Origin of the sequence: uncultured Amphritea sp. (assembly GCF_937127095.1) — a bacterium.
In the GTDB taxonomy this organism is placed as follows: domain Bacteria; phylum Pseudomonadota; class Gammaproteobacteria; order Pseudomonadales; family Balneatricaceae; genus Amphritea.
Window position 1 is genome coordinate 38,667 of the sequence record NZ_CAKZLP010000059.1, and the last position, 24,010, is coordinate 62,676.

Annotated in this window: 18 protein-coding genes and 1 tRNA gene; 16 read left to right on the plus strand and 3 right to left on the minus strand. The window is 50.5% G+C overall.

Translation table 11 applies throughout. The features are described from left to right. From Q0499_RS14530 to Q0499_RS14570, 9 genes are all read left to right on the plus strand, one after another. Entirely contained in the window at positions 1-1,554 is a 1,554-nt protein-coding gene (locus Q0499_RS14530; protein WP_299200474.1) for a site-specific integrase, read from the plus strand. Between the two features lie 106 nt (positions 1,555-1,660). Further along, the gene (locus Q0499_RS14535; RefSeq protein WP_299200475.1) at positions 1,661-2,446 is read left to right on the plus strand and encodes a recombinase family protein; all 786 of its coding nucleotides are present in this window, start codon (positions 1,661-1,663) and stop codon (positions 2,444-2,446) included. Positions 2,447-3,138: 692 nt separating this feature from the next. Further along, entirely contained in the window at positions 3,139-5,643 is a 2,505-nt protein-coding gene (locus tag Q0499_RS14540; protein WP_299200476.1) for an N-6 DNA methylase, read from the plus strand. Then, positions 5,636-6,949, plus strand: coding sequence for a restriction endonuclease subunit S (locus Q0499_RS14545; protein ID WP_299200477.1), 1,314 nt, complete (start codon positions 5,636-5,638; stop codon positions 6,947-6,949). The genes Q0499_RS14540 and Q0499_RS14545 overlap by 8 nt, the downstream gene beginning before the upstream one ends. 23 nt (positions 6,950-6,972) lie before the next feature. Beyond that, positions 6,973-10,278 (plus strand): HsdR family type I site-specific deoxyribonuclease, encoded by a 3,306-nt coding sequence (locus tag Q0499_RS14550; RefSeq protein WP_299200479.1) that lies wholly within the window; start codon positions 6,973-6,975, stop codon positions 10,276-10,278. Further along, positions 10,275-10,967, plus strand: coding sequence for a SprT family zinc-dependent metalloprotease (locus Q0499_RS14555; RefSeq protein WP_299200481.1), 693 nt, complete (start codon positions 10,275-10,277; stop codon positions 10,965-10,967). Before Q0499_RS14550 ends, Q0499_RS14555 begins: the two co-directional genes overlap by 4 nt. 115 nt (positions 10,968-11,082) lie before the next feature. After that, a complete protein-coding gene (locus tag Q0499_RS14560) occupies positions 11,083-11,610 on the plus strand; it encodes a hypothetical protein (protein ID WP_299200483.1) in 528 nt (175 codons plus the stop codon). Positions 11,611-11,695: 85 nt separating this feature from the next. Further along, a complete protein-coding gene (locus tag Q0499_RS14565) occupies positions 11,696-12,391 on the plus strand; it encodes a recombinase family protein (protein ID WP_299200485.1) in 696 nt (231 codons plus the stop codon). Positions 12,392-12,395: 4 nt separating this feature from the next. Continuing rightward, a complete protein-coding gene (locus Q0499_RS14570; protein ID WP_299200487.1) occupies positions 12,396-13,016 on the plus strand; it encodes a DUF5677 domain-containing protein in 621 nt (206 codons plus the stop codon). Positions 13,017-13,147: 131 nt separating this feature from the next. Here the strand turns inward: Q0499_RS14570 and Q0499_RS14575 are convergent. After that, a tRNA-Leu gene (locus Q0499_RS14575) sits at positions 13,148-13,234 on the minus strand. 122 nt (positions 13,235-13,356) lie between these two features. Continuing rightward, positions 13,357-14,130 carry a ferredoxin--NADP reductase gene (locus tag Q0499_RS14580; RefSeq protein WP_299200489.1) on the minus strand — a complete coding sequence of 258 codons (774 nt, stop codon included), beginning with the start codon at positions 14,128-14,130 and terminating at the stop codon, positions 13,357-13,359. Positions 14,131-14,275: 145 nt separating this feature from the next. Here Q0499_RS14580 and Q0499_RS14585 point away from each other — a divergent pair, with 145 nt between their 5' ends. The 4 genes from Q0499_RS14585 (at position 14,276) to Q0499_RS14600 (ending at position 19,225) form a co-directional block, all read left to right on the plus strand. Then, on the plus strand, positions 14,276-15,154 hold the full coding sequence (locus Q0499_RS14585) for a LysR family transcriptional regulator (protein WP_299200490.1): 879 nt from the start codon (positions 14,276-14,278) through the stop codon (positions 15,152-15,154). A 168-nt stretch (positions 15,155-15,322) separates the two neighbouring features. Then, positions 15,323-16,669, plus strand: a complete 1,347-nt coding sequence (locus Q0499_RS14590; protein WP_299200491.1) for a VWA domain-containing protein — start codon at positions 15,323-15,325, stop codon at positions 16,667-16,669. 75 nt (positions 16,670-16,744) lie between these two features. Continuing rightward, the gene (locus tag Q0499_RS14595; protein WP_299200492.1) at positions 16,745-18,526 is read left to right on the plus strand and encodes a HAMP domain-containing sensor histidine kinase; all 1,782 of its coding nucleotides are present in this window, start codon (positions 16,745-16,747) and stop codon (positions 18,524-18,526) included. 12 nt (positions 18,527-18,538) lie between these two features. Continuing rightward, positions 18,539-19,225 carry a response regulator transcription factor gene (locus tag Q0499_RS14600; RefSeq protein WP_299200493.1) on the plus strand — a complete coding sequence of 229 codons (687 nt, stop codon included), beginning with the start codon at positions 18,539-18,541 and terminating at the stop codon, positions 19,223-19,225. 53 nt (positions 19,226-19,278) lie between these two features. Here the strand turns inward: Q0499_RS14600 and Q0499_RS14605 are convergent, their stop codons facing one another. Then, a complete protein-coding gene (locus Q0499_RS14605) occupies positions 19,279-20,259 on the minus strand; it encodes a rhodanese-related sulfurtransferase (protein WP_299200494.1) in 981 nt (326 codons plus the stop codon). Positions 20,260-20,627: 368 nt separating this feature from the next. On the opposite strand from Q0499_RS14605, the gene Q0499_RS14610 reads away from it, so the two are divergent. The 3 genes from Q0499_RS14610 to queA all read left to right on the plus strand — a co-directional run bounded on the left by Q0499_RS14610 (position 20,628) and on the right by queA (position 23,927). After that, positions 20,628-21,716 (plus strand): ethylbenzene dehydrogenase-related protein, encoded by a 1,089-nt coding sequence (locus tag Q0499_RS14610; protein WP_299200495.1) that lies wholly within the window; start codon positions 20,628-20,630, stop codon positions 21,714-21,716. Positions 21,717-21,817: 101 nt separating this feature from the next. Further along, positions 21,818-22,561 (plus strand): hypothetical protein, encoded by a 744-nt coding sequence (locus tag Q0499_RS14615; RefSeq protein WP_299200497.1) that lies wholly within the window; start codon positions 21,818-21,820, stop codon positions 22,559-22,561. A 289-nt stretch (positions 22,562-22,850) separates the two neighbouring features. Further along, positions 22,851-23,927: a tRNA preQ1(34) S-adenosylmethionine ribosyltransferase-isomerase QueA gene (gene queA / locus Q0499_RS14620; protein ID WP_299200498.1), complete on the plus strand. Its 1,077-nt coding sequence runs from the start codon at positions 22,851-22,853 to the stop codon at positions 23,925-23,927. Positions 23,928-24,010: the final 83 nt, after the last annotated feature.

Below are 24,010 nucleotides of genomic sequence, written 5' to 3' on the forward strand. Positions count from 1 at the left end.
ATGGGTATTCCTTTCACCTACAAAGACTCGCATGGGACATACTATGTGCGGTATGTTATTCCTTCTCGTATTCGTACTCATCTACCGGGAATACGGCGAGATTTGCGTAAATCGCTCAGGACAAAAGAGCGACATCAGGCGCGGCTGAGAAGTCGCAGGTTTGTTGTCGAGATTGATCGGCTGATAGGAGAGTTTGAATTGCAAGGGTGTAGAGCTAAAGAGTATTACCTGTCGTTGATTACAGCAATTGATCCGTTTGGTAATGAGATGAAGATTGAAGGCAAGGATCTTCAAGAAGAGACGCAGGCTTACATCGAGCTTCAAACTGCTTGGGCTCAGATGAGTCAGGAGCATAAAGATGCTGTTCAGAATGCGGATTACCTTCGTACTTATCCTGAGTGTCAGCAAGGAAGCCAGTCAGTCGATGAAATGATTGACGTATTCATTCGTGATAAGAAAGGTGGAATCGATGAGAACTCACTGACTGACCTGATTGGCTCTTTGGAGTTGTTTCGTAAATTCGTTGGAGACCGGCCTATAAAGCAGCTAACTCGGGCGGATGTACGTAATTTCAGGGAGTCCGTTCCGATGATTCCGTCTAGGTACTATCTGAATAAGGGGCTGGCGGAAATGTCGTTTCAGGAGCTGGTTGATAAGACCGAAATAGATGGGCTGAAGAGAATGAGTGACCGCACTATTGGCAAGAAAATAGAGGCGGTGCGGATGCTTCTGAAGTGGGCACATGAATCAGCAGACTTTCTTACAGAAGACCTGTCAGGGCCGTTGAAGAGAAAATATGTTGCTACTGCTAAGAATTCTACTGGTGGCACATTTATTCCCTTCACGGATGACCACTTGAACAACCTTATTGGTTGTTACCTTTTTACAGGCCCTCTCCCTACGCGTCTGAAAACGGTCTCGCCTTATAAGTTCTGGTTGCCCTTGATTGGCATGTATTCAGGTGCTCGATTGGAGGAGATCTGCCAGCTTCACCTTCAAGATATTGTTGAGAACGATGGTATCCATATGCTTCGCATATCGTCGGTTGATGATGAAGGTACTGGAAAGAAGGTCAATATAAAGACTGCTTCATCACATCGAGAGGTGCCAATTCATAGTGAGTTGATTCGGATAGGCCTCTTGGACTTTGTTGATGAGTTACGGGACAGCAAAGAGACGCGGTTGTTCCCAGATCTCAGCAATGAAAATCCGAAAAATCGCTATGGTTATGCGGCAACAAAGTGGTTCGGGGACACGTTACGCAAGAGTATCAAGTATGAGAAAGGCCAGGGGTACTGTTATCACAGTTTCCGGAAACTCTTCATTCAGCGATTACAAAATGTAACAGACGTGCCGAGAGAGGTTCGTAAGGCGCTTGTAGGGCATTCTATCGGTGGTGGCGACACTCATGAGATCTATGAAGGTAGGTACAGTCCAGAGGTGCTGAAACAAAATATCGAGAGACTAGAGTATCTCGGCCTCGATCTGTCTCACGTAAGCTGGGATGACTTTAAAAGGCGTGTTGCTGAATGGCATGCCAAGCGAGGAAGGTAGCCTTATCAGAGTGCTACATAGAGGATCGTCGGACAAGTCAGTTTGACTTTAAAGGTCTGAATCTGGATGATAATAATCAATAGTTCCTAATCTAGATTATTATCATATGACAAACACAAAAACACCCTTAGCTTATGTTCGGGTATCTACTAAAAAACAGAGTACAGAAGGTTCCTCACCAGAGTCTCAATTTGAGATTATTGATCAGTTTGCAGGCTCTCATGGCTACCAGATTAATTCTAATGATCGTTACATGGAAGTAGCGTCTGGTCTCCGTCAGAGGCAGTTAGCTCGTGCAGGGGCTCTCAGAGACATCGTGCAGCGTGCAATTGAAGAGCAGAGGCCAATCGTAGTCACACGTGTTGATCGTCTCACAAGGTCGGTGGCCGTTTTAAAGGAGATCATTGATTCCGGCATAACGATCATCGAAGCAGAGTATAACGATACGATCAGCCCTGAGCGTGCTATCTCTTATTTGAACAAGACTGACCGAGAACGTCAGAAAAAGCTGAATAGTCAGCAGATCGCCTATGACAGAAAACGAGTTCGCGACGAAGGAATGGGCAATCCGGACATTGCTGCAGTCCAGAAACGTGCTGCTGCTGCCGTAAAGTCGGGTGCTGATACATTCATGCGAGAGACCTTTCCTTTGATCGAACCTCTTATTGAGCAAGGTATGAATCCGAACCAGATCGCTAAGGCTTTAAATGAACGTGGTGTGCCAACACCCCGGGGAGCACCGTGGAGTCGAAACGCCGTTACTAATTTGATCGGGCGTCACCAGGAATCAGAGTCAAAGCTCGCCGATCCAGTCAAAAATCGGCCCCACAGTTCTGGAGACCTGAATCCAGAAGGCTATGCAGACCACCCTGATTTTGGACTATTTTCGTGATCGGTTCCAGAATCTACCCTGTTAACGAGCGAGGTTCGCGATCAGGGGGCTCTGGTGTGCGAACGCCGGAATAATTGACCTCTTGTGGGGTTTGTTCTCCGCGTCGAATACAGGGCTTCTCAGGGCGTTAGAGGGATAGATAAAGGTTGATCGTCTACTGCTCCCTATGCCGTCTGTGAATGTTATAGGTGACAACCACTTTAGTGACCCGGATGAATCCTTTCAGCCCACCCACGGTTCTATGTGCCCTTATACAAGTAGTGCGCAGCGAACCACACACTCAATGTTGTTTTTTGTTTGTCATATGTTGTCGGTTTTTTCGGTTTTTTTAAACATAGGCACCCTTCCAAGTATAAGAAATCTCACGGATCAGGGTCGGTTGTTCCTGCCTGACGAGTTTCAGAAATTTACCCTTATAGTAGCCTCTTTCATCCTTGAACCCTCATGATCACTGGGCCGGAAATCTCCTGAACCAGAAATGATCGTTTTTTGACACACATAGGACAAACAAACGACAACATGTCATCAACTCTTAATCAACTGACAGTGGCTGGGATGGGATAGAAAGAAGTGACCGAGGTATAAGATTGCAGGTATAGTTTCGCTACGAACCAAGTAACACACATGACACCGGAGAACGATACAGGCACGCAGCCATAATCGTTTCAGGACGCTTGTTAACAAGGATTGACATGCCATTAACGCTTAACCAACTTGAACGTCACCTCTTTAACGCTGCCGACATCCTTCGCGGCAAGATGGACGCTTCTGAATTTAAAGAATATATATTCGGGATGCTGTTCCTGAAACGGTGCTCAGATGTGTTTGAGGAACGGCGCGAACAGGTGATCAGAGAGCAGATTGCCAAAGGTAAATCACCTGAAGAGGCAGAGCAGGTTGCCGAATCAAAGCTCTGGTACAAAACCAGTTTTTACGTGCCCGGAAGCTCCCGGTGGGATTTCCTGGTCAAAGAAGCGCATAAGCATGTGGGTGATCACCTCAACGAAGCCCTGGGCGGTCTGGAGCAGGGTAATACCAGTCTGCAGGATGTGCTGGAGCACATTGATTTCAACCGCAAGGTGGGCCAGAGCAAGCTGCCAGACATTAAACTCCGGGCGCTGATCAATCACTTCAACAAGCACCGGCTTCGAGATCAGGATTTCGAGTTTCCTGATCTGCTGGGTGCAGCCTACGAATATCTGATTGGCGACTTTGCCGACTCTGCCGGTAAGAAAGGTGGTGAGTTCTATACGCCCCGTTCTGTGGTGCGGATGATGGTACGACTGCTCAAGCCTGAGCAGCACCATAAGGTGTATGACCCCTGTTGTGGCTCTGGCGGTATGCTGATCGCTTCTAAAGAGTATATCGACGAGCATGGAGGTGAAGGTTACAGGCTCGACTGCTACGGTCAGGAAGCGGCAGGTACTGTCTGGTCCATCGCTAAGATGAATATGCTATTGCATGGCATCACCACTGCCAACCTGCAGAACGATGACACACTGGAGAAGCCCCGGCATGTGCAGGGGGGCGAACTGGTGCGCTTCGACCGTATCCTCACTAATCCACCGTTCTCTATCAACTTCGGCAGCAAGGACAAAGATGAGTCGGGACAAGAGGTATTCCAGCCCCTGTTCCGCAGTGAACGCTTTAACTACGGTGAGGTGCCGCTTGGTTCCAAGAAGGCGGATCTGATGTTCCTGCAGCACATGCTGGCGGTGTGCGCACCGGGTGGCATGGTTGCCACTGTACTGCCTCATGGAGTGCTATTCAGGGGAGGTGATGAGCAGCGCATCCGTGCAGGAATCATCGAGGATGACTTGCTGGAAGCGGTAATTGGCCTGCCACAAAACCTGTTCTATGGTACCGGTATCCCTGCCTGTATTCTGGTGTTGCGACAGCGTGGCAGTGAAGGAGCCCATCAGGTCAGTAGCAAACTGCCTGTTAATCAGGGCAAGGTACTGTTCATCAATGCGGACCGTGAATACTTCGAGGGCCGGGCGCAGAACTACCTGATGCCCGAACATATCGAGAAGATCGCAGCCACCTACGAGGCATTCGCCAGTGGCGAAGGGAAAGATATCCCGGGCTTCGCCAGCATCGTCAGCAGCGAGACGCTGCGTGAGAATGGCTACAACCTCAATATTCGTCGCTACGCCGATAACGCGCCACCACCAGAGCCCCATGATGTGCGTGCTCATTTGTTAGGCGGTATCCCTCAGGCTGAGCTTGATGACAAGCTGACGCTGTTCCAAGCTCAAGGTCTGGACTCTCACGATCTATTTGAATCCAAGCAAGATGATCCCGGCTATCAGGTGTTCCGTGAGAGCATCGACCAAAAGGTAGCGATCAAGCCCGCTATAGAGCAGAACGCAGGCGTCACCGCCCAGGAGCAGGCACTGCGCGATGCCTTTGAGAACTGGTGGTGTGCTCATAGCCAGAGCATTACCGCGCTGGCTGAGCACAAGGCTTATGCCAAGTTGCGGGCTGAGCTGATCGACAGTTTCAACGTCGCCCTGCAACCGGTGGGGATGCTGGACGACTTTCAGATCAGCGGCATGATTGCCGGGTTTTGGTACGCCCAGCGTTATGACTTTCAGACCCTGATGGCTCGCGACACTTTTGGCGTGATCGACGCCTGGCGCACCAGCATCATCACCGCTATCGACGACAGCACCAGCAAAGACGACCCGCTAGAGCACAAGCTGGTTAAGTTCCTGCTGGCTGACTTTATCGACACACTGCAGGCGCTGGAGCGCGACAAGGCCGAGCTGGAGAGCCAGATCAAGACCGCCGAGGAGAAGTTACCCAAAGAGTCCGATGAGGATGAGGAGAGCGACGCTGAGCCCCTGAGCGAGGCAGAGATTGTCACACTCGAAAAAGAGATCAAGGCGTGGAAGAAAGAGCGTACTGCGTTAACCAAACAGATCAAGGCGCAGCTGGCTGAGTTGCCTGCTCAGCTTAATGCGACGGTGGATGCGCTGGATAACGTCCAGGCCGCCGAACTGCTTCTAACCATCCTTCATAGCGATATGCAGATCATCGTTGAGCGCTATATTAGTGCCCAGCGCCAATTGGTGATTGAGGCGGTGGAAAAGTGGTGGGACAAGTACCAGGTGACGCTGACCGAGATCGAACAGGCGCGAGACAGAGCGGCGCAGAAGCTGACTGGGTATCTGGGAGATCTAGGGTATGTTTGAAAAAGTTCCGTCTGGCTGGCAAGTGGTTTCGGTTAAAGACTTAATCGATACTCACTTCTCAGGGCCTAGCCCAACCTGTGAGGAAAGGAATATCCAGACTGAATCAGAATGGGGGGTATTTAAGACCACCGCTGTTACATGGTCAGGCTTTAATGAATTTGCCCATAAGACTTTGCCTCAGAGCTACTGGGGGCAGAAACATCTCGAAGTTAAAGCTGGGGATGTGCTCGTTACCAAAGCGGGTCCGCGTCATCGTGTGGGTGTGGTCGTTCATGTGCCCGCTACCCAGCCTCGATTGATCGTCTCTGGAAAAATGATAGGGCTTCGACTTAAGGCAGAGTATTGTGAATCGGATGTGATTGCAGGTTTGCTATCGCAGGCCGAACCCCAGAAATATTTGGATGATCGCAGCACAGGCATGGCTGAGTCGCAGGTTAACTTTACGAATACGGCATTGTTAAATACCACCTTATTGCTTCCCCCGAAAGAAGAACGGGCTCTAATTTCTGAAATTGGGCAACAACTCGAGATCCAAATCCGTCAGACCGAGGCTATTGTCGCCAAGTTGCAGCAAGTGAAGCAGGGCCTTCTGCGTGACCTGCTGACCCGAGGTATTGATGCCAGTGGGCAACTGCGCCCGCCCTATGAGCAAGCGCCGGAGCTTTACAAGGAGTCTCCACTGGGTGAAATTCCGAAAGAGTGGGACGCGCGAACACTTCAAGAAATCAGCTCAACACCAATTTGCTACGGAATAGTTCAGGTCTTTGGATATGTGGCAGATGGGGTTCCTGTTTTAGCAATAAGAGACTTGCTTGGCGACTACTCGACGAACATCCACCGAACAGCTCATTCAATCGATGCGGGATATACTAGAAGTCGGGTTAAAGGTGGTGATGTGCTTATATCAGTGAAGGCTACGATTGGACGCATTGGAGTGGTGCCGAATCATTTTGAGGGTAATATCAGCCGGGATATTGCCAAAATTCGACCTTCGGCTGGTGTGAGTTCTAATTTTTTGTGTTTCTTGCTACGTTCGCCCTTAGGGCAAAAGACGCTTGAATTGTCTCAAGTTGGTACGACCCGTGCTGAACTATCGATAGCCCCTTTAAAAGAACTGTTCTTTCCCATTCCCCCCCTAAAAGAGCAAGAAAGGATTGATACAGTCATTAGCAGTCATGAGGCATTAATCAAAGAAAACGAGTCAAATCTGACGAAGTTGAAGCAACAGAAATTTGGCTTAATGGATGACCTGCTTACTGGCAAAGTGCGTGTTAATAAAATGACCAAGCAACAGCTGTCGAGCTAACCCCAAGGGTAAGGAGGACAAGGATGGGCCCCGAATACAAACTAAGCGAAAAACCGCTGATCGACCAGTTGGTGGCCATGGGCTGGACCTATGCGGCAGGTGATCTGGATGATCCTGCCGTCACCGGTCGCACCAGCTTTGCCGAGGTGCTGCAGAGCAGTGTGTTGCGCGAGCGGCTTAAAAGTATCAATACCCGCCATATGGCGAATGGCTCCCGCGTAGAGTGGTTGGATGAGGAACGGATCAGTAGCGCAGTGTCAGCCTTGAATCGTATTGCCGCGCCGCGTCTGATGGAAGCCAATCAGATCGCCACAGAGCTGCTCACTGAAGGCTTTGTGGTTGATGGATTAACAGACTGGGATGGTGGACGTTCCCGCACCATCCATTACATCGACTGGGATACGCCGGCTAATAATCAGTTTACTGTCATCAACCAATTCAAGGTTAAGTGTCCGCCGGGGCATGACAGTACCAAGCAGCACATCATTCCTGATCTGGTGTTGTTGATGAACGGTATCCCGGTAGTGGTGATCGAGTGTAAGAGCCCCACTGTAGCCGAGCCAATGGTTGAGTCGATAGATCAGTTACGCCGCTACTCCAATCAGCGCTTCGCCAATGGTGAAGTGAGCGATAACGAAGGTGCTCCGGCACTGTTCCAAACCAATCAGTTCCTGCTGGCTACCTGCTTCGATGAGTGCCTTGTGGGTACCATTGGTGCGGGTACAGATCATTATCTACCCTGGAAAACCGTTGCTAGCTGTGAGGCACCGACACAGACCGAAAAAGAGGTTGCTGAGCGATTGGGTGTGGCTGTGCTCTCGCCGCAACAGCGTACGGTGGCTGGGATGCTCGATAAAGCCAATCTACTGGACATCATTCGCCACTTCACCCTGTTTATGAACACCGGCGGGCAGACGATAAAACTGGTGTGCCGGTATCAGCAGTATCGTGGAGTGGTTAAAGCGATTGATCGCCTCAAACGTGGTGAGACTCGCTCCCAGGATGGTGAGTATGATCGTCGTGGAGGTATCGTCTGGCATACACAGGGTTCCGGTAAGTCGCTGACTATGGTTTTTATGGTTCGCTGTATGCGTACTGACCCAGATCTTCGTCGCTTCAAAGTGGTTGTGGTTACTGACCGTACCGACCTTCAAAACCAGCTTTCAGGTACTGCCACTCTGACTGGTGAATCGGTACAAGTTGCTAACAATAGCTCCGCGCTGAAGAACATCCTGCGTCAGGATGGGCCGGGATTGGTATTTGCCATGATCCAGAAGTATCGCGACCCTTCACCTCAAGGGCAGGCGGCTAAGCTCGGTGACTTCGAGCTACTGAACGCAAGTAAGGACATTTTGGTGATGGTGGACGAGGCACATCGGACTCAGGCGGGAGATCTTCACGCCAACCTGCTGGCTGGGATTCCTAACTGCGCCCGGATAGGCTTTACCGGTACCCCGATCATTATGGGTGAGAAGAAGCGCACCCATGAAATCTTCGGTGAGTTTATCGACAAGTACACTATCCGCGAGGCAGAGGCTGACGGGGCTACTGTGCCGGTCCTTTACGAGGGGCGTACGGCACAGGGCGCGGTTAAAGATGGCAGCAGCCTTGATGAGCTTTTCGAAGATTTCTTCGCTGATAAGAGCGCTGAAGAGCTGGAGGAGATCAAGAAGAAGTACGCCACCAAGGGCAACGTGTTGGAAGCCCCGCAGCTGATTGATGACAAAGCGCGGGATATGTTGCGTCACTACATTACTAATATCCTTCCCAACGGCTTCAAGGCTCAGGTAGTAGCATACAGTCGTCTCGCTGCTGTGCGTTACAAGGGGGCTTTTGAGAAGGCACGCGATGATCTATTGGATGAGGCAGATCACCTCAGCTCAGAACTTAAAGGGCTAGATGATGAGCAGCTGTGTCGCAAATCGCCTAAGATGCAAGCGCTGATCCAGGCTTGGCGTTACCGTGAAACTCTTTCCAAGCTGGAGTTTGCCACCATCATATCCAGCAGCAACAACGATGGCGCGGAGTGGACTGAGCATACAGATCGTTCTGAACAAGATAACGCCATTGCCCGGTTTAAAAAACCTTTATTGGGTGACCAGAAGAAAACGGACCCTCTGGCGTTTCTGATAGTTAAATCTATGTTGTTAACTGGCTTCGATGCGCCTATCGAGGGAGTGATGTATCTCGACCGCTCTATTCGTGAGGCAGAACTGTTGCAAACCATTGCTCGTGTGAACCGCACTGGCTTTGGTAAGTCAGCAGGCATCGTGGTGGACTATTTCGGTGTTGCCAATCATCTCAAAGCGGCGCTGGCTGCTTATAGCGATGACGATGTGGATGGGGCTCTGCGTAGCCTGAAAGATGAGATCCCGGCGCTGCGTGATCGACATATGCGTGCTGTGGATGTATTAAGGGCGCGAGGTATTGAAGACCTGTCCGATCTGGAATCCTGTGTCCAGGCGCTGGACAGTGAACGTGTTCGTCAGGAGTTCGGGGTCAAGGTAAAAGCATTTATGCAGAGCCTGGATTTGGTATTGCCCCGCCCAGAGGCTTTGCCATTCACCCCGGATGCCAAACAGTTGGCGATGATATACGCCAGTGCTCGCCGCCGATACCGCGATAGTGTAGTGCTGGGTAAAGACATCGGTGCCAAAGTGCGCAAGTTGATCGACGACCATGTGATCTCGTTAGGGATTGATCCTAAAATCGCACCGGTTAATCTGACTGATGCCACATTCGCCGATCAACTGAATCAGGTTAAAGAACTGGCGGCCTCCTATAATGCGGACCCAGAAAAAGGTAAGAAAGCGGTGGCGTCGGAGATGGAGCACGCAATACGTAGCCATGTGCAGCAGAAGTTGGACGAGGATCCGGTTTATTATCGTAAGCTCAGCGAGCGTCTGAAAGATATTCTGGAGGGTATGTCGGGCCAGTGGGATGAGCTAATTGCAGCGCTGCAGACCATTATTGATGAAGTTAATAGTGGCAGCACCGTTCACGAGGAAGGAATGCCGGATGTTCCTGAGCATTACCTTCCATTTTATCGGATGCTGCGGGCTATTAAGTGTGGCGATAGTAAGCCTGATCTTGCCACTGAAGCCGATCTTATTCAGCTTACCGAACATCTGGTGGAGTACATCACCAGAGAGGTGAAGACGTCAAGCTTCTGGGAGCCCCACCGCCGCCCTATGCAGGAGGCTCTGGAACAGGAGCTATTCGAGCGCATATATGAAAGCGAGTTACTGGAGTTCGACCAGATCGAGCCATTGGTGGATAAGCTGCGAGATCTTGCAAAGGCAAATAGCTACAAACTGGAGCGGGTATGATCCTGCAAGTTGATGACCTTGAAATTCCTGTGCGCGAAAGCACCAGGCGCAAAACGCTCCAACTAACTGTTGAACGAGACAGCTCGCTGTCGCTAAGTTCTCCGGTGGGCGTCAGTGCCGATGTGCTAGAGTCTTTCGTGCGGAGTAAGCAGTTATGGGTCTACAAGAAACTCGCCGAAAAAGCGCTTATGAATAAGCAGGTGCGCCATAAGAAATACGTTCAGGGAGAGGGCTTTCTCTATCTTGGCCGCCATCATCGGTTGAATTTAGTTGACCTCCAGACAGAACCACTAAAGTGGGTAAATGGGCGCTTTCATCTGCACAGTGAAGCGCTCCCTGAAGCGCGTAAGCACTTTATCCGGTGGTATAGCGGGCGAGGAAAAAAGTGGCTCTGGCAGCGTGTACAGGACTTTGCTCAACGCCTTGAGGTAAACCCCTCAGGTATCAACGTACAAGATCTCGGTTATCGCTGGGGGTCATGTGGTAAGGGCGGTCGTCTTTACTTTCACTGGAAAACTATTTTGCTTCCGGCACGCATTGCTGAGTATGTTGTAGTGCATGAACTGGTTCATCTTCATGAGCCGAATCATTCTGCTGAGTTCTGGCTTCGTCTTGAGCGAGCCATGCCAGACTATGAAGAACGTAAGCAGTGGTTGGCTGAGCACGGCATGGATGTAGAGGGGCTCTGAACCTTGTTGTAGCAGCTTTGCTGTCAGGGTAAAGTCGGTAAGTAACTGATTACTTAATTGTTTTTTTGTCATCTTTAGCTATCGTGCTCCATGAGTTGATAATGGAGATACGAAGATGAATTCACTTTATCAGGCAGGTTTAAAGGTAGCTGTGACAGCACAGGTGCGTTTTCTTGAAGAGTTGCTTCGTCGGTGGCTAATCGGCCAGGGAAGCCTGTGCGGCCATATAAAGTTCCTCTACCGGATTGAGTTTCAAAAGGATGCAGCCGTTTATGTTGGTACCGGTTCTGCAGCTCGTCTGGCTAGTCGAGTATCTGGGAAGGTGCTGCAGTACGATAACTCTGATCTGGAAACTCGCACTAATGTGGCGCTTGAAGCTGGACAAGAGCGACAGCTTGTATGTGCTGGATTATTTCAGGTTCGATACTCAAACGATATTGGCTCTGACATTGAGCGGCTAGAAAAACGTAGATGTCAGGATGCCGGATTAATATTACTAAACCGGAATGACATTTACAGGCCTGTTGGCAACTATCACATAGTTAGTAGTCAGGCTTGGTTGAAAGAAGCAGGAACGTGTCTTTACCACCAACTTGGAAAAGGTGATATAAAACTCAGAGATGCGCTCCTAATGGTAGGCTGAAAAAAGCCCGCATTTCTGAAGGTGATGCTGTATCGTTACGTTAAATGTTCGTTTAACAGTTTGATACACACTCCGGGGGCCAGGGATGAATAACGATAAGTTGATCGCATATTACAGGGTTTCTACATCGAGACAGGGTAAAAGTGGTCTGGGTCTTGAAGCTCAGCGTCATGACGTAGAAGCTTACGCTGCAATGACTGGGCAGGCTGTTAGTGCTGAATACACCGAAATTGAATCCGGTGGCAATAATGACCGACCTGAGTTGCTGGCGGCTATTGAACGATGCCAGTTGATTCGTGGGCGTTTAGTGATTGCTAAGCTAGATCGTCTGTCTCGCTCTGTTGGCTTTATCGCTCAGCTTCAAGACTCCGGAGTTCCTTTTGTCGCTTGTGATATGCCAGAGGCTAATGAGACGATGGTTCAGATGATGTCAGTGATGGCTCAGGCTGAGAGGAAGGCTATATCGATCCGTACTAAAGCGGCTTTAAAGGCTGCTAAAGCGAGAGGCGTGACGTTGGGTAATCCTAGGTTGGCAGAGGCGCGAGCAGTCCGTACCGGTGATGTGACGCTGAAGGCGCGTACCGCTCGCTCTGAGAAGGCTGAGAAGCATGCTTCACTGGTGATGAGTGAAATTCAGAGAGCGCGTGTAGAAGGGCGGTCGAGCTTGGGTGAGCTATCAGTCTGGTTGAATGAACAAGAGATCGCTACCCAACGAGGGTGTTTATGGACTAGGGCTGCTGTGAGTAGAGTCCTAAAACGGTTTTCTGAAGGTGTACTTTAAAATTATGAACTTATTACTTAATTATAGAAAAATGCTCGCGTTTATTGATCCCAAGGTTCATGAGTTCGCTTCTGCCGGTAGTCAAAGAAGTGCGGTTGCTGGTGCGCTGTATGATGTAGCTAATGAGCACGCGAAAGGCATCTGTCTCTTGTTTGAAGGACACTGCAGCGCTTCGGGTTTTGCTTTGTTGAGGATCTTATTCGAAACTTATATTAGGGCAAGTTGGCTATTACATTGTGCGACAGAGAAGGAATTCGAAACTTTTATAGAGAAAGACAAGATTCAACTCGAAGGTAGCAGCAAGCGTCTTACGTTTGCCGCTATGGTTAAAGCGGTCGAAGCAACTAGAAAGTGGCCGAGTACTCTGACTGATATTAGGGCTGAAACATGGAGTGCTTTTAATAGCTATACCCATGGGGGGCAGTTACAAGTAACAAGAAGATATGATGGTGTCACTATTCAGCCGCATCACAACCCACAGCAAGAAGAAGAAACAATCCAGTTTTCCGCGATGATTCTGTTTTTGACCTTCTGCGAAATAGCTGAAATGTCAGATAGTGATGAATTGAATCACCATGTTGCAGAGCTTTATGACATGATAAGCCCTTGGTGCTTCAAGAGTTAGTTTGACGACGCAATTTTAAAACTTTAATTAACTGCTGAGTGCCGGAAACTGACACTAAGGTCTGACACTATTGATAATAATGATTCGCTGGAACGCCATAGGGCGCGTTATACGGGGCGTTTGTAAAACTTTGGTACCAGTGGCCGGACTCGAACCGGCACGCTTTTAAGGGCGGGGGATTTTGAATCCCCTATGTCTACCAATTCCATCACACTGGCACAAACGTGGAGCGTATTATACGTCTCGTTTTCGGCCGGTCAATGCGATTAGTGAAATATCTTTGAAATCGTTGCGTCACAGCCTCTTCATTCAAGCAGGAGGCTGCGACAAAGCCCTGATTTCAACGTTCGACAAAGGCCCGTTCAATCACATAGTGTCCCGCATCGCCGTGGCGGGCTTCTTCAAAGCCCATTTGATCCAGCAGGCGGGTGGTGTCTTTGAGCATACTGGGGCTGCCGCAGATCATAAACCGGTCATTCTCAAGGCTCAGGTCGGGCAGGCCCAGATCCCGGGTGAGTTTGCCGGTGGCGATCAGGTCGGTCAGCCGGCCCTGATTGCGGAACGGTTCGCGGGTGACGGTGGGGTAGTACAGCAGCTTGTCGCTGACCATATCACCGAAGTATTCGTTGCTGGGCAGGTGCTCCTGAATCACATCGGCATAGGCCAGCTCTGACAGCTGACGAACCCCGTGGGTGAGAATCACTTTGTCATATTGTTCATAAATTTCCGGATCTTTAATGATGCTCATAAACGGCGCCAGGCCGGTGCCGGTGCTGATCAGGTAGAGATGCTTGCCTGGCAGCAGATGATCATTGATCAGGGTGCCAGTGGGCTTGCGGCTGATGAGAATCTGGTCGCCGACCTGAATGCTCTGCAGTTTAGAGGTCAGCGGGCCGTCCTGGACCTTGATGCTGAAGAATTCCAGCTGATCTTCGTGATTGGCGCTGGCAATGCTATAAGCGCGCATCAATGGGCGGCCTTCATGTTCCAGACCGATCATGGTGAAGTGACCGTTTTTGAAACGGAAGCCGGGGTCTCTGCTGGTGGTAAAACTGAACAGAGTATCGTTCCAGTGATGTACGCTGAGCACCTCTTCACGACCGATGTTTGACATGGACCTACCTCACACTTATTCGACTGATAACACTGTTGATTCAGGTTATAAAAAAGGGGTTATCTATTTCCTGAGTGCATAGTAGATCGCTCTGCTATATTGTTAAAGACGATTATTATGGTAACAGTTATCGGAAAAACAGGTTATGAAGTATAGCTTACGGCAGTTAGAGGTGTTTCTGGCGGTCGCCCATTTCGACAATATCTCCCGCGCGGCGGAGAGTTTGTCGATGTCGCAATCGGCGGCCAGTGGGGCATTGCGTGATCTTGAGTCACAGTTTGATATCCAGTTGTTTGACAGGGTGGGTAAGCGGCTGAAGATCAATGAGCTGGGGCGATTGCTGCGTCCCCGGGCGGAAGCGTTGTTAGAACGGGCCCGCAGTCTGGAACAGGATATGGCGCAGCATGAGGCGGTGGGGCAGTTGAAGATCGGTGCCACCATGACCATCGGCAACTATCTGGCGGTGGGGCTGATCGCCCGTTACCTGGACGAGCAACCCCGGGCTAAGCTGGACCTTCAGGTGGCCAACACCTCGGCCATCGCCGCCCGGCTGGTCAATTTTGATCTGGATATCGGACTGGTGGAAGGTGAGGTGCAACACCCTGATCTGGAGGTGATTCCCTGGCTGAGTGACCGGCTGGAGGTGTTCTGTGCCCCGGGTCATCCGCTGACGCAGAAACTTCAGCTGAGTGATACCGATCTGCTCTCGGCGCGGTGGATATTGCGTGAGCAGGGCTCCGGCACCCGGCAGGCGTTTGACTGGGCGCTGCATGGTTTATTGCCCAACCTGAATGTGTTGCTGGAACTTGAGCACGCAGAGGGGATTAAACAGACGGTGGCGCAGGGGTTGGGAATCGGCTGTTTATCGCGGATCGCGTTACAAGAGTCGTTTGAGCTGGAAACCCTGGTGCCCTTGCGGGTCGCCGGACGTGATTTCAGTCGCCAGCTGTATTTGGTGATCAACAAACATAAGTATCGCAGTGCGGGGATCGAACGCTGGATCGAGTTGTGTCATCAGACCTGATGCTTGCTTGATGAGGCTCGATTAAAGAGTTCTTACAATAAAGGGTTTGGATTTTACAAATTTCTTACAAAATCGATAACCTGATCTGACTTTTCTCTGTCTGACTGAGCGTAGAGTCAATACAACGGTGGAAGGGCTCCACTATACTCTCAACTCAGGAATATGATCATGAACTCTCAATCTGACAACTATATGCTAAGACGAACGTTGCAATCATTCGGATTGTTTTTACTGAGCCTGTTGCCGCTGCTGGCCCAGGCGAATCAGGTGAATCTGAATATTAATCTGGCCACTCCGGTGATGGAAGCCGGGCAAAGTCACCGGGCGTTTATTAAAGTATCGCTGGAAGGCTTTAAACAGCAGGATAAACAAGCCCGGATACCGGCCAATGTGGCGATTGTATTGGATAAGTCGGGCTCCATGGGCGGCGATAAAATTCAGTATGCCCGCGAAGCCGCTATCATGGCGATTAAGCGACTTGATGAGCGGGATACCGTCTCGGTGGTGAGTTACGATTCACAGGTGCAGGTGGTGGTGCCAGCGACCGAAGTGCATAACCAACAGGCTATTTATGCTGCGATCCGTAATATTCAGGCGGATGGCAATACCGCGCTGTTTGCCGGCGTGAGTAAAGGGGCAAATGAACTGCGCACGTTTCTCAGCCGGAACCGGGTAAACCGGGTTATTTTGCTCTCCGACGGTTTGGCCAATGTTGGCCCGCAGTCGGCGTCTGAACTGGGGGAGCTGGGGGCTTCGCTGGCGAAAGAGGGGATCAGTGTCACCACGATAGGTCTGGGCCTTGGTTATAACGAAGACCTGATGACCCGTTTGGCGGGTTACAGCGATGGTAATCACGCGTTTGTCGAAAACGCTGAAGATCTGGCGTCTGTATTTCAGTATGAGTTTGGTGATGTACTCTCCGTGGTGGCCCAGGGGGTCAATATTGAGATTCGTTGTCGCAACGGTGTAAAGCCGATTCGGCTGTTGGGACGTGAGAGCGAGATTATTGGCGACCGGGTGACAACCCGCCTGAATCAGTTGTATAGCGAGCAGGAAAAGTTCGTTATTCTTGAGGTCGAAGTTCCGCAACAGCAGGCTGAAACGGAGCTTGAACTGGTGGCGGTGCAGGTGCACTACGATAATCTGTTCACCCAGAGCGAGGAGCAGTTATCCGGCCAGAGTATCGCCCGTTTCAGTGGTTCAAAGCAGGAAGTGAAGGCCGCCCGGGATGATAAAACACTGGAAGCGGCGGTTGAGCAGGTGGCTAATGAATATAGTCGTGATGCGATTAAAGCACGGGATAGCGGTGATCTGGAAGGAGCTAAAAAGATCCTTCAGGATAGTGCATCCTATCTGGGTTCTCAGGCGGAGTCGCTGAACTCACCCAAGTTGCAGAAACAGGAAGCGGAAGCTCTGCAGGATGCCGACTCTCTGGAGCTTGAGCAGGACTGGAATAAACAACGTAAAGAGCTGAAGGCACGACAGTATAAGCGTGCCACCCAGCAGGCGTATTAATACACGTATAGCAACAGAGTGACCTGGGGATTGAACGTCAGCGTTTAATCCCCGCTCACACCACCGGAAGGATCTGTGAACAGACGAACACCCCTATTACTCGCCGTTATTATCGCTGTGCCGCTGTTATTGCTGGCCTGGTTTGGCGTGCGCTTGCAGCTGGACCAGCAGCAGGTTGTCGCTCACCAGTTAAGTAATCTGGCTACTGAACGGTTGCAGAGTATTGATGCTCAGTTTCAGGAACATTTTTTCCGCTTGCAGCAGCTTTTTATTCGCCAGACAGAAATATTGCAGCAGGAAACTGCAGGGCAATACCGGGTTGAAACGGTGCGCCGGTTTATCCAGCAGTCGGCTGCAGTAAAGCAGGTCTTTGTACTATCGCCCAGCGGCGAGCGTCTGTTTCCTCCATCAGACCAGCCGTTGAATCATCAGGAGCAGGAGTTTGTCGCGCTCACCCGTAATCTGCTGCGTGAACCTGAGCGTTTTACTATGCCGACACCGGATCCGGTAGGCGGGATAAACCAGAGATATTCCGGGGGGAGTAATGACACATTAAAGAGCGCCAGACTCAGTAGTCCGGTGGCGCAAAAAAACCGCTACAGCTCGGATGTTGCCGTGCAGGGGTTATCTGAGTCTGCCGGGCTGAACGCGCCGGAACCACCCCATGGCTGGATTGCCTGGTACGCTGAAGTGGGGTTGCAACAGATTTTCTGGTTGCAGGATAGTGACGGCAATACCGTGGGTTTTGCACTGAACTCCGCGCGGTTGTTATCGGACCTGATCGATCTGCTGCCGTCCAGCACGGTTGCCGGTGTCGCGGCGGATGTGTCGATCGCGCCGCAGATGGATAGCGAGATCCGTCTGGTGAATGACCGGGGCGAAATTGCCTATAGCTGGGGCGGCGGACAGGTCGCTGAGAGTGGGCAGAAACCCTTGCAAACAGTACCGTTGAGTCACCCTTTGGCGAGCTGGCATCTGGCCTACTATACCTCTGAGCTACCGGTGGCCATCACTGGATGGCTGGGACTGATCGTTTTGTTAGTGTTGCTGGCTGCGGGTTTATCGACGCTGGCTTACCTGTTGTATCGCGAACATAACCGCGAACTGAGGCTGGCGGAACAACGGGTTAATTTTGTCAATCAGGTGTCTCATGAACTGAAAACACCGCTGACGAATGTGCGTTTATATACCGAGATGTTAGAGCAGGAACTGCCCGAGGATGAGCCGGTAGCGCAACGTTATCTGGGGGTGATCAGCAGTGAGGCGGGGCGGTTGTCCCGACTGATTGAGAATGTGCTGAGTTTTTCACGATCGAAACGTGAGGGTGTCAGTGTCAGATATCAGCAAGGGGTTATCGATAACTGTATTGGTCAGGTGGTGGAACTGTTTACGCCGGTCTTAAGTGCGCGGGCATTAAGTATCCGCTTTACCGCTGAAGCTAAGCAACTATGTTATTTTGACGGTGAAGCGCTGGAGCAGATTCTGAATAATCTGCTGAGCAACTGTGAAAAATATGCTTCAGAGGGGCGTTTCGTTGATATCAGTAGCTGGCAAGAGGAGCGGTCGGGTTGTTTGCAGAGTTATATCCGGGTGCGGGACTATGGCCCCGGTATCCCGATGAATGACGCAGACAAAGTGTTTGAGCCTTTTTACCGTGGCAGTGAGAAACTGACAGACGGCGTCAGTGGTACCGGTATCGGGTTGGGGTTGGCGCGTGACCTGGCTCGGGCGCATCGAGGCGATCTGGCTGTGGAGTCGTGTCCCTCGTCAGAGGCGTCTGGCTCCAGCTTTTTACTGACGCTGGTAACCCCCGTTGTTATCTCCGCTGAAGAGCTGGACAACAAGCCCGATTATTAGACAGGAAGGGATATGAAACTGTTAATTGCTGAAGATGATCTGCATATCCGCCAGGGACTGACGACCTTGCTGGAGTCTGAAGGGTATGAGTGTATAGCGGCGGCGGATGGTGATGAGGCCTGGGGGTTATATCAGCAGCATCTTCCGGATCTGGTGCTGCTGGATATCATGATGCCAAAGCAGGATGGCTATGCGGTGTGTCGACGTATTCGTCAGCATAGTGAAGTGCTGCCGGTGATCTTTATCAGCGCAAAATCGGAAGAGATCGATCAGGTGTTGGGGCTTGAATTAGGCGCTGATGATTACATCAAAAAACCCTTTGGCAGTCGTGAAGTGATCGCCCGGATACGAGCGGTGACACGACGCACTCTGCGTCCGCGAGCGAATATAGCTGAAGATGATAGTTTTGTTATGGATGACCTGCAGATCAAACCCTCTGAGTTTCGCGCGTTACGGGGTGATCAGGTGATTGAGTTAAGCCTGAGGGATGTGAAAATTCTGCGGCTGTTATTTGAACTGAAAGGCAAGGTGGTGGACCGTGATGCGCTGTTCAACCACTGCTGGGGACGGGACTATTTTGCCAATAGCCGTACACTGGATCAGCATATATCCAAACTGCGCAAGGCGATTGAACGGAATGCCAGAGCGCCGCGCATCATCACCACGGTGCATGGCATCGGTTATCGCTTTGATGACTAGTAGGACGGGTTAAAGGAGGATCTGCACAGGCAGAGCCTCCTTTACTCAAGAATTCAACTCTTTTCCTGCTGCGCCAGACGTTCCTGCAGTTTCAGTTCACGGCGTTTACTGCTGGTATCATTGGCATCGGCGCCCAGGTGAGCTTCACCGCGCTGCTCTGCCAGTTGCATCTGTTTCTGCCGTTCAATAAAACGCTCGCGCTGTTCATCGCTGAGGCGGTCATAGCAGTTCGGGCAGCTGATACCCGCCTGATATTGTTCGCTCTGCATCTGCTCAGCCGTCAGGGGCAGGCGGCAGGCGTGACACTGATCGTAGCTGCCTTTCTCTAGCTGATGATTCACCGTCACCCGGTTATCAAACACAAAGCATTCTCCTTCCCATAGCGAATTGTCCTGGGGTACCTCTTCGAGATACTTGAGGATACCTCCCTCCAGGTGATAGACCTCATCAAAACCCTGCTCTTTCAGGTAGGCGGTGGATTTTTCACAGCGGATACCGCCGGTGCAGAACATCGCCACTTTACGGTTTTTCTCTGGATCGAGATGCTCTTTCACATACTGAGGAAACTCGCGGAAGGTCTCGGTGTTCGGGTTAAGCGCTCCTTTAAAGGTGCCCACCTGAACCTCGTAATCATTACGGGTATCCACCAGAACCACCTCCGGGTCTGAGATCAGCGCGTTCCAGTCCTGGGGTTTAACATAGGTGCCGACCACCCGTTTCGGGTCGATCCCCTCTACGCCCATGGTGACGATCTCTTTTTTCAGCTTTACCTTAGTGCGGTGGAAGGGGTTGCTGTCATCTATCGATTCTTTATAGACGATATCGGCCAGCCGGGGATCACTTTGCAACCAGTTTAGCAGGGCATCAATCCCTGCACGGCTGGCGGCGACGGTGCCGTTAATCCCTTCGCTGGCGAGTAGCAGGGTGCCGCGTACGTCGTTATCGAGCATGACTTTGTGTAGCGGTTCACGCAGGGTTGCAAAATCTTCAAGTGCGACAAATTTATACATCGCGCAGACAATCGTCTGTGACATGGGTTCTCCTCAGCCGGTCGGAACGTAAATCCGGAGCCTTTGGTGTAGTAAAACAGGGTTGATTGAATAAGGGGCGCCATTGTACCCGCATCCGCGGCTGATGAAGACGGACAAAAAGTAGGTGTTACTGATTGGCTTTTAGCTCCCGTCTGGATGGTGATTAACAAATGGCGATTAACGAGTGACTGCGGTGGGGATGGGCATCCGTTGCTTTGGTTGAGCGAAAGGCGGCGCAGTTAATATGTGACTCATTTCTCTGGGATAGTCGCGTTTTGCGTGTTTATGCGCTTAGATATACAGGACAAGGATGAAATAAAAAAAGAACAGGGAAGGAGTTCGTCGGATTTTCTCAGCTTGAGGACCCATATATGCAAAGTTTCACTAAAACGCCGGTTGGCGGTTATGTTAGTTCATTGGTCATCCTGAGCGGTGTATTAAGTACGATGTTAAGCGGCGCGGTACAGGCTGCAAATGAGACGCTGACCAGCGTCAAAACCGATACGACGATTACCCTGGATGGCATGGCAGAAACTGCCTGGGATAACGCCTCAGCACTGAGTATACGGCTCGATAATATGCCCTATAAAGCCGACAACTATGGCGGTATGACCAGCACCAGCGTGAAGTTGAAGTCTCTTCACGATGAGAACTTCATCTATTTTCTGATTCAGTATGATGATCCGACTAAAAGTCTGGCCCGTCACCCCTGGGAAAAACAAGCCGATGGTAGCTGGAAGCAGTTGAAAGATAAGGATCAGACCGGCCACGATAATGTGTACTATGAAGATAAGCTGGCGCTTTTCTGGGATATAAATGCCCGGGGATTTGCCAAGAAAGGTTGTGATGTTGCCTGCCATATGCAGGATGATGACGGTAAAATTAATGGGTTTGATCAGAAGGGCAAAGCCCCGGGGCGTAAATATACCCGCGAAGGTCAGACGATCGATATGTGGCACTGGAAAAGTGTCCGTATGAATCCATTGGGGCTGATTGATGATCAGTATGTCGACAGCGTAAATGATCCTGCAGTCAATAGTAACTGGGGCCGGCATGGCGACACTAAAACCGGCGGTGGCTATGTTGATAACGTTAATGCTGAGAAAACCGGGCCTGCCTTTATGAATCGAACTCAGGGCAGTGTTGATGGTTATACCATTACACCGTCACAGAAAACCCCGTTTGTGGATACCTTTAAACCGGGTGATCAGCTACCGGGCATCATGGCTGAAGCGTTCACCGGTTCACGGGGCGATATCTGGTCAAAAGGTGAGTGGAAGGATGGCAAGTGGACGATCGAGATTAAACGGTCTCTGGTGACCAGTGGTGACAAGGCTGAGATTCAGGATGTGCAGTTCAGTGACCTGAGTAAAACCTACAACTTCGGTATCTCGGTGTTTGATAACTCGCAGATTAATCATCTTTATCATGAAGGCGCCTATGATCTGATCTTTAAGTAACGAACGCGTTATGACCGCTGATGTTTAAATAAATGAAAGCGCTTTTCCTCAGTATGGGAGAGCGTTTTGCTGTCAGATGCTGTTATTTTTTAGGATGATCTATGCGCATCAATACATTCAATTTTTCTGCAAAACTTGGGCTGTCCGGGTTTCTGATTACCGTTATTTTGGGGGCGCTTAGTGCAGTCACCCTGATCGGTTTACTCTATTCGCAGCATGACCGGGGCTTTAATATTCCGGAAATGGACAGGGTGCAGTCACACTACAATGATTCGCAGCTGATCTCGGCGATGAAAGGAACGATGTACCAATATGTCACCGAGGATGGTGATATTGATATCATCGCAAAATGGATAGCCGATGGCGCCAAAGATGATGACTTCTTCAAAGATGAAGTGATGTATATCATTGGGGAAGACTGTCAGAAATGCCATAGCCGCAACTCGCAGATGAGTAATGCGATGCCGTCGATGCCGTTCAGCAGCTACGAGGATATTGTGCAATATACTGAAGGTGGGTATAGCTGGACGAAGATGGCAAAAACAGCGCATATCCATCTGTTTGGTATCTCTGTATTTTTGGTGATCGTGTCGCTGATCATGGCTCACAGCAGCTATCGGTCATGGATAAAAACCCTGTTGATCTCGGCAGCCTGGATTTCGTTGTGGCTGGATATCGGCTCCTGGTGGCTGGCTAAATTCTACAGCGGTTTTGCCTATGTTATATCGGTGGCGGGCGGCGTTGAAATTGGTGCAATTTGTGCCATGAGTGGGCTCTGCCTGTTGAATCTGTGGTTCAGGTTACCCGCGGTGGTGCTGGAACCTTCTGACCATCCACCTCAGTGAGTGACTGAACGGTCTATACTGAAACGGAGCGTCTTCCATGACGCTCCGTTTCTGTCTGTATTGAGCCTTTCTGGTGGAACTTTTTTATACCCGGCTTTTCATATTGTTTGAGTGAAGGTCCCTGATAACCTCCTGTGCGTATAATCTTGTCTGAGATCATCCTTTGTCGTGGGGAATATAGCTGAAATTTACCCGCAGATCGGGTAGCATACGCACCCTTTTGTCAGCCGGGTGTCGGTTTATGCGTCCGCTTGAGTTACATAAACGAGTTTCAGGTTAACGTTTTTCTATGCAGGTTAAAGATTTCCATTTTGATCTTCCCGACGATTTGATTGCCCGCTATCCATTGGAAAAACGCAGCGACAGCCGTTTATTCTGTGTGGATGGTAATAGCGGCGAGTTTCAGCATCGACAGTTTTTCGAGGTGCTGGATCTGCTTGAGCCCGGCGATCTGGTGGTGTTTAACAACACCCGGGTAATTCCTGCGCGGATGTTCGGTGAGAAATCTTCCGGCGGTAAGATTGAAGTATTGATAGAACGTGTGCTGGATGAGCGTTCCGCCCTGGCGCATATCCGTTCCAGCCGGTCACCTAAGCCGGGTGCTGAACTGACCATGGATGGCGGCCTCAAGGCCACCATGGTCGCCCGTCATGATGACCTGTTTGAGCTTGAGTTTGATCTGCCAGAAGGCCATCTGATTGAAGCCTTAGAGCAGTTCGGACACATGCCGCTGCCGCCTTATATGAAGCGCGAAGATGAACTTTTCGACCGCGAACGCTATCAGACCGTATATAACGAAAAGCCGGGCGCGGTGGCTGCGCCGACGGCTGGTCTGCATTTTGATGCTGCTTTGCTGAGTAAGCTGGAAGAGAAGGGGGTTAATAAAGCTTTTGTTACCCTGCATGTGGGCGCGGGCACCTTTCGTCCGGTCAAAGTCGACAATATTCAGGATCATAAAATGCATGCTGAATATATCGAGGTGCCAGAAAATGTTTGTCAGGCGGTAAGAGATACGAAAGCACGGGGTAAACGGGTGCTGGCGGTGGGAACAACCTCGGTACGCTGTCTGGAAACCGCCAGTAAATCCGGCGATATAGAACCGTTTTTTGGTGATACGGATATTTTTATCTTCCCAGGCTATGAGTTTCGTACCGTGGACTTGCTGATCACCAACTTCCATCTGCCTGAGTCCACCCTGCTGATGCTGGTGTCAGCGTTTGCCGGTTATGAGCATATGATGGCGGCCTATACAGAGGCTGTAGAGCAGCGGTATCGCTTCTTTAGTTATGGCGATGCGATGTTTTTGTCGAAAAAGACCGATAGCAATGTGACCGGGTTAACCGAAAAAACAGTGACTAGCCTTTAATTTATTTTATTCAGCCTTATATAGGGAGAAGATCGCAACTCCCCAGGCGAAACCTGAGTTCAGGTAACTTATTTAGGATTGAT

Coding starts and splice junctions, on each gene's coding strand:
- Q0499_RS14530 (WP_299200474.1), top strand. CDS start 1: ATGGGTATTCCTTTCACCTACAAAGACTCGCATGGGACATACTATGTG.
- Q0499_RS14535 (WP_299200475.1), top strand. CDS start 1,661: ATGACAAACACAAAAACACCCTTAGCTTATGTTCGGGTATCTACTAAA.
- Q0499_RS14540 (WP_299200476.1), top strand. CDS start 3,139: ATGCCATTAACGCTTAACCAACTTGAACGTCACCTCTTTAACGCTGCC.
- Q0499_RS14545 (WP_299200477.1), top strand. CDS start 5,636: ATGTTTGAAAAAGTTCCGTCTGGCTGGCAAGTGGTTTCGGTTAAAGAC.
- Q0499_RS14550 (WP_299200479.1), top strand. CDS start 6,973: ATGGGCCCCGAATACAAACTAAGCGAAAAACCGCTGATCGACCAGTTG.
- Q0499_RS14555 (WP_299200481.1), top strand. CDS start 10,275: ATGATCCTGCAAGTTGATGACCTTGAAATTCCTGTGCGCGAAAGCACC.
- Q0499_RS14560 (WP_299200483.1), top strand. CDS start 11,083: ATGAATTCACTTTATCAGGCAGGTTTAAAGGTAGCTGTGACAGCACAG.
- Q0499_RS14565 (WP_299200485.1), top strand. CDS start 11,696: ATGAATAACGATAAGTTGATCGCATATTACAGGGTTTCTACATCGAGA.
- Q0499_RS14570 (WP_299200487.1), top strand. CDS start 12,396: ATGAACTTATTACTTAATTATAGAAAAATGCTCGCGTTTATTGATCCC.
- Q0499_RS14580 (WP_299200489.1), bottom strand. CDS start 14,130: ATGTCAAACATCGGTCGTGAAGAGGTGCTCAGCGTACATCACTGGAAC.
- Q0499_RS14585 (WP_299200490.1), top strand. CDS start 14,276: ATGAAGTATAGCTTACGGCAGTTAGAGGTGTTTCTGGCGGTCGCCCAT.
- Q0499_RS14590 (WP_299200491.1), top strand. CDS start 15,323: ATGAACTCTCAATCTGACAACTATATGCTAAGACGAACGTTGCAATCA.
- Q0499_RS14600 (WP_299200493.1), top strand. CDS start 18,539: ATGAAACTGTTAATTGCTGAAGATGATCTGCATATCCGCCAGGGACTG.
- Q0499_RS14605 (WP_299200494.1), bottom strand. CDS start 20,259: ATGTCACAGACGATTGTCTGCGCGATGTATAAATTTGTCGCACTTGAA.
- Q0499_RS14610 (WP_299200495.1), top strand. CDS start 20,628: ATGCAAAGTTTCACTAAAACGCCGGTTGGCGGTTATGTTAGTTCATTG.
- Q0499_RS14615 (WP_299200497.1), top strand. CDS start 21,818: ATGCGCATCAATACATTCAATTTTTCTGCAAAACTTGGGCTGTCCGGG.
- queA (WP_299200498.1), top strand. CDS start 22,851: ATGCAGGTTAAAGATTTCCATTTTGATCTTCCCGACGATTTGATTGCC.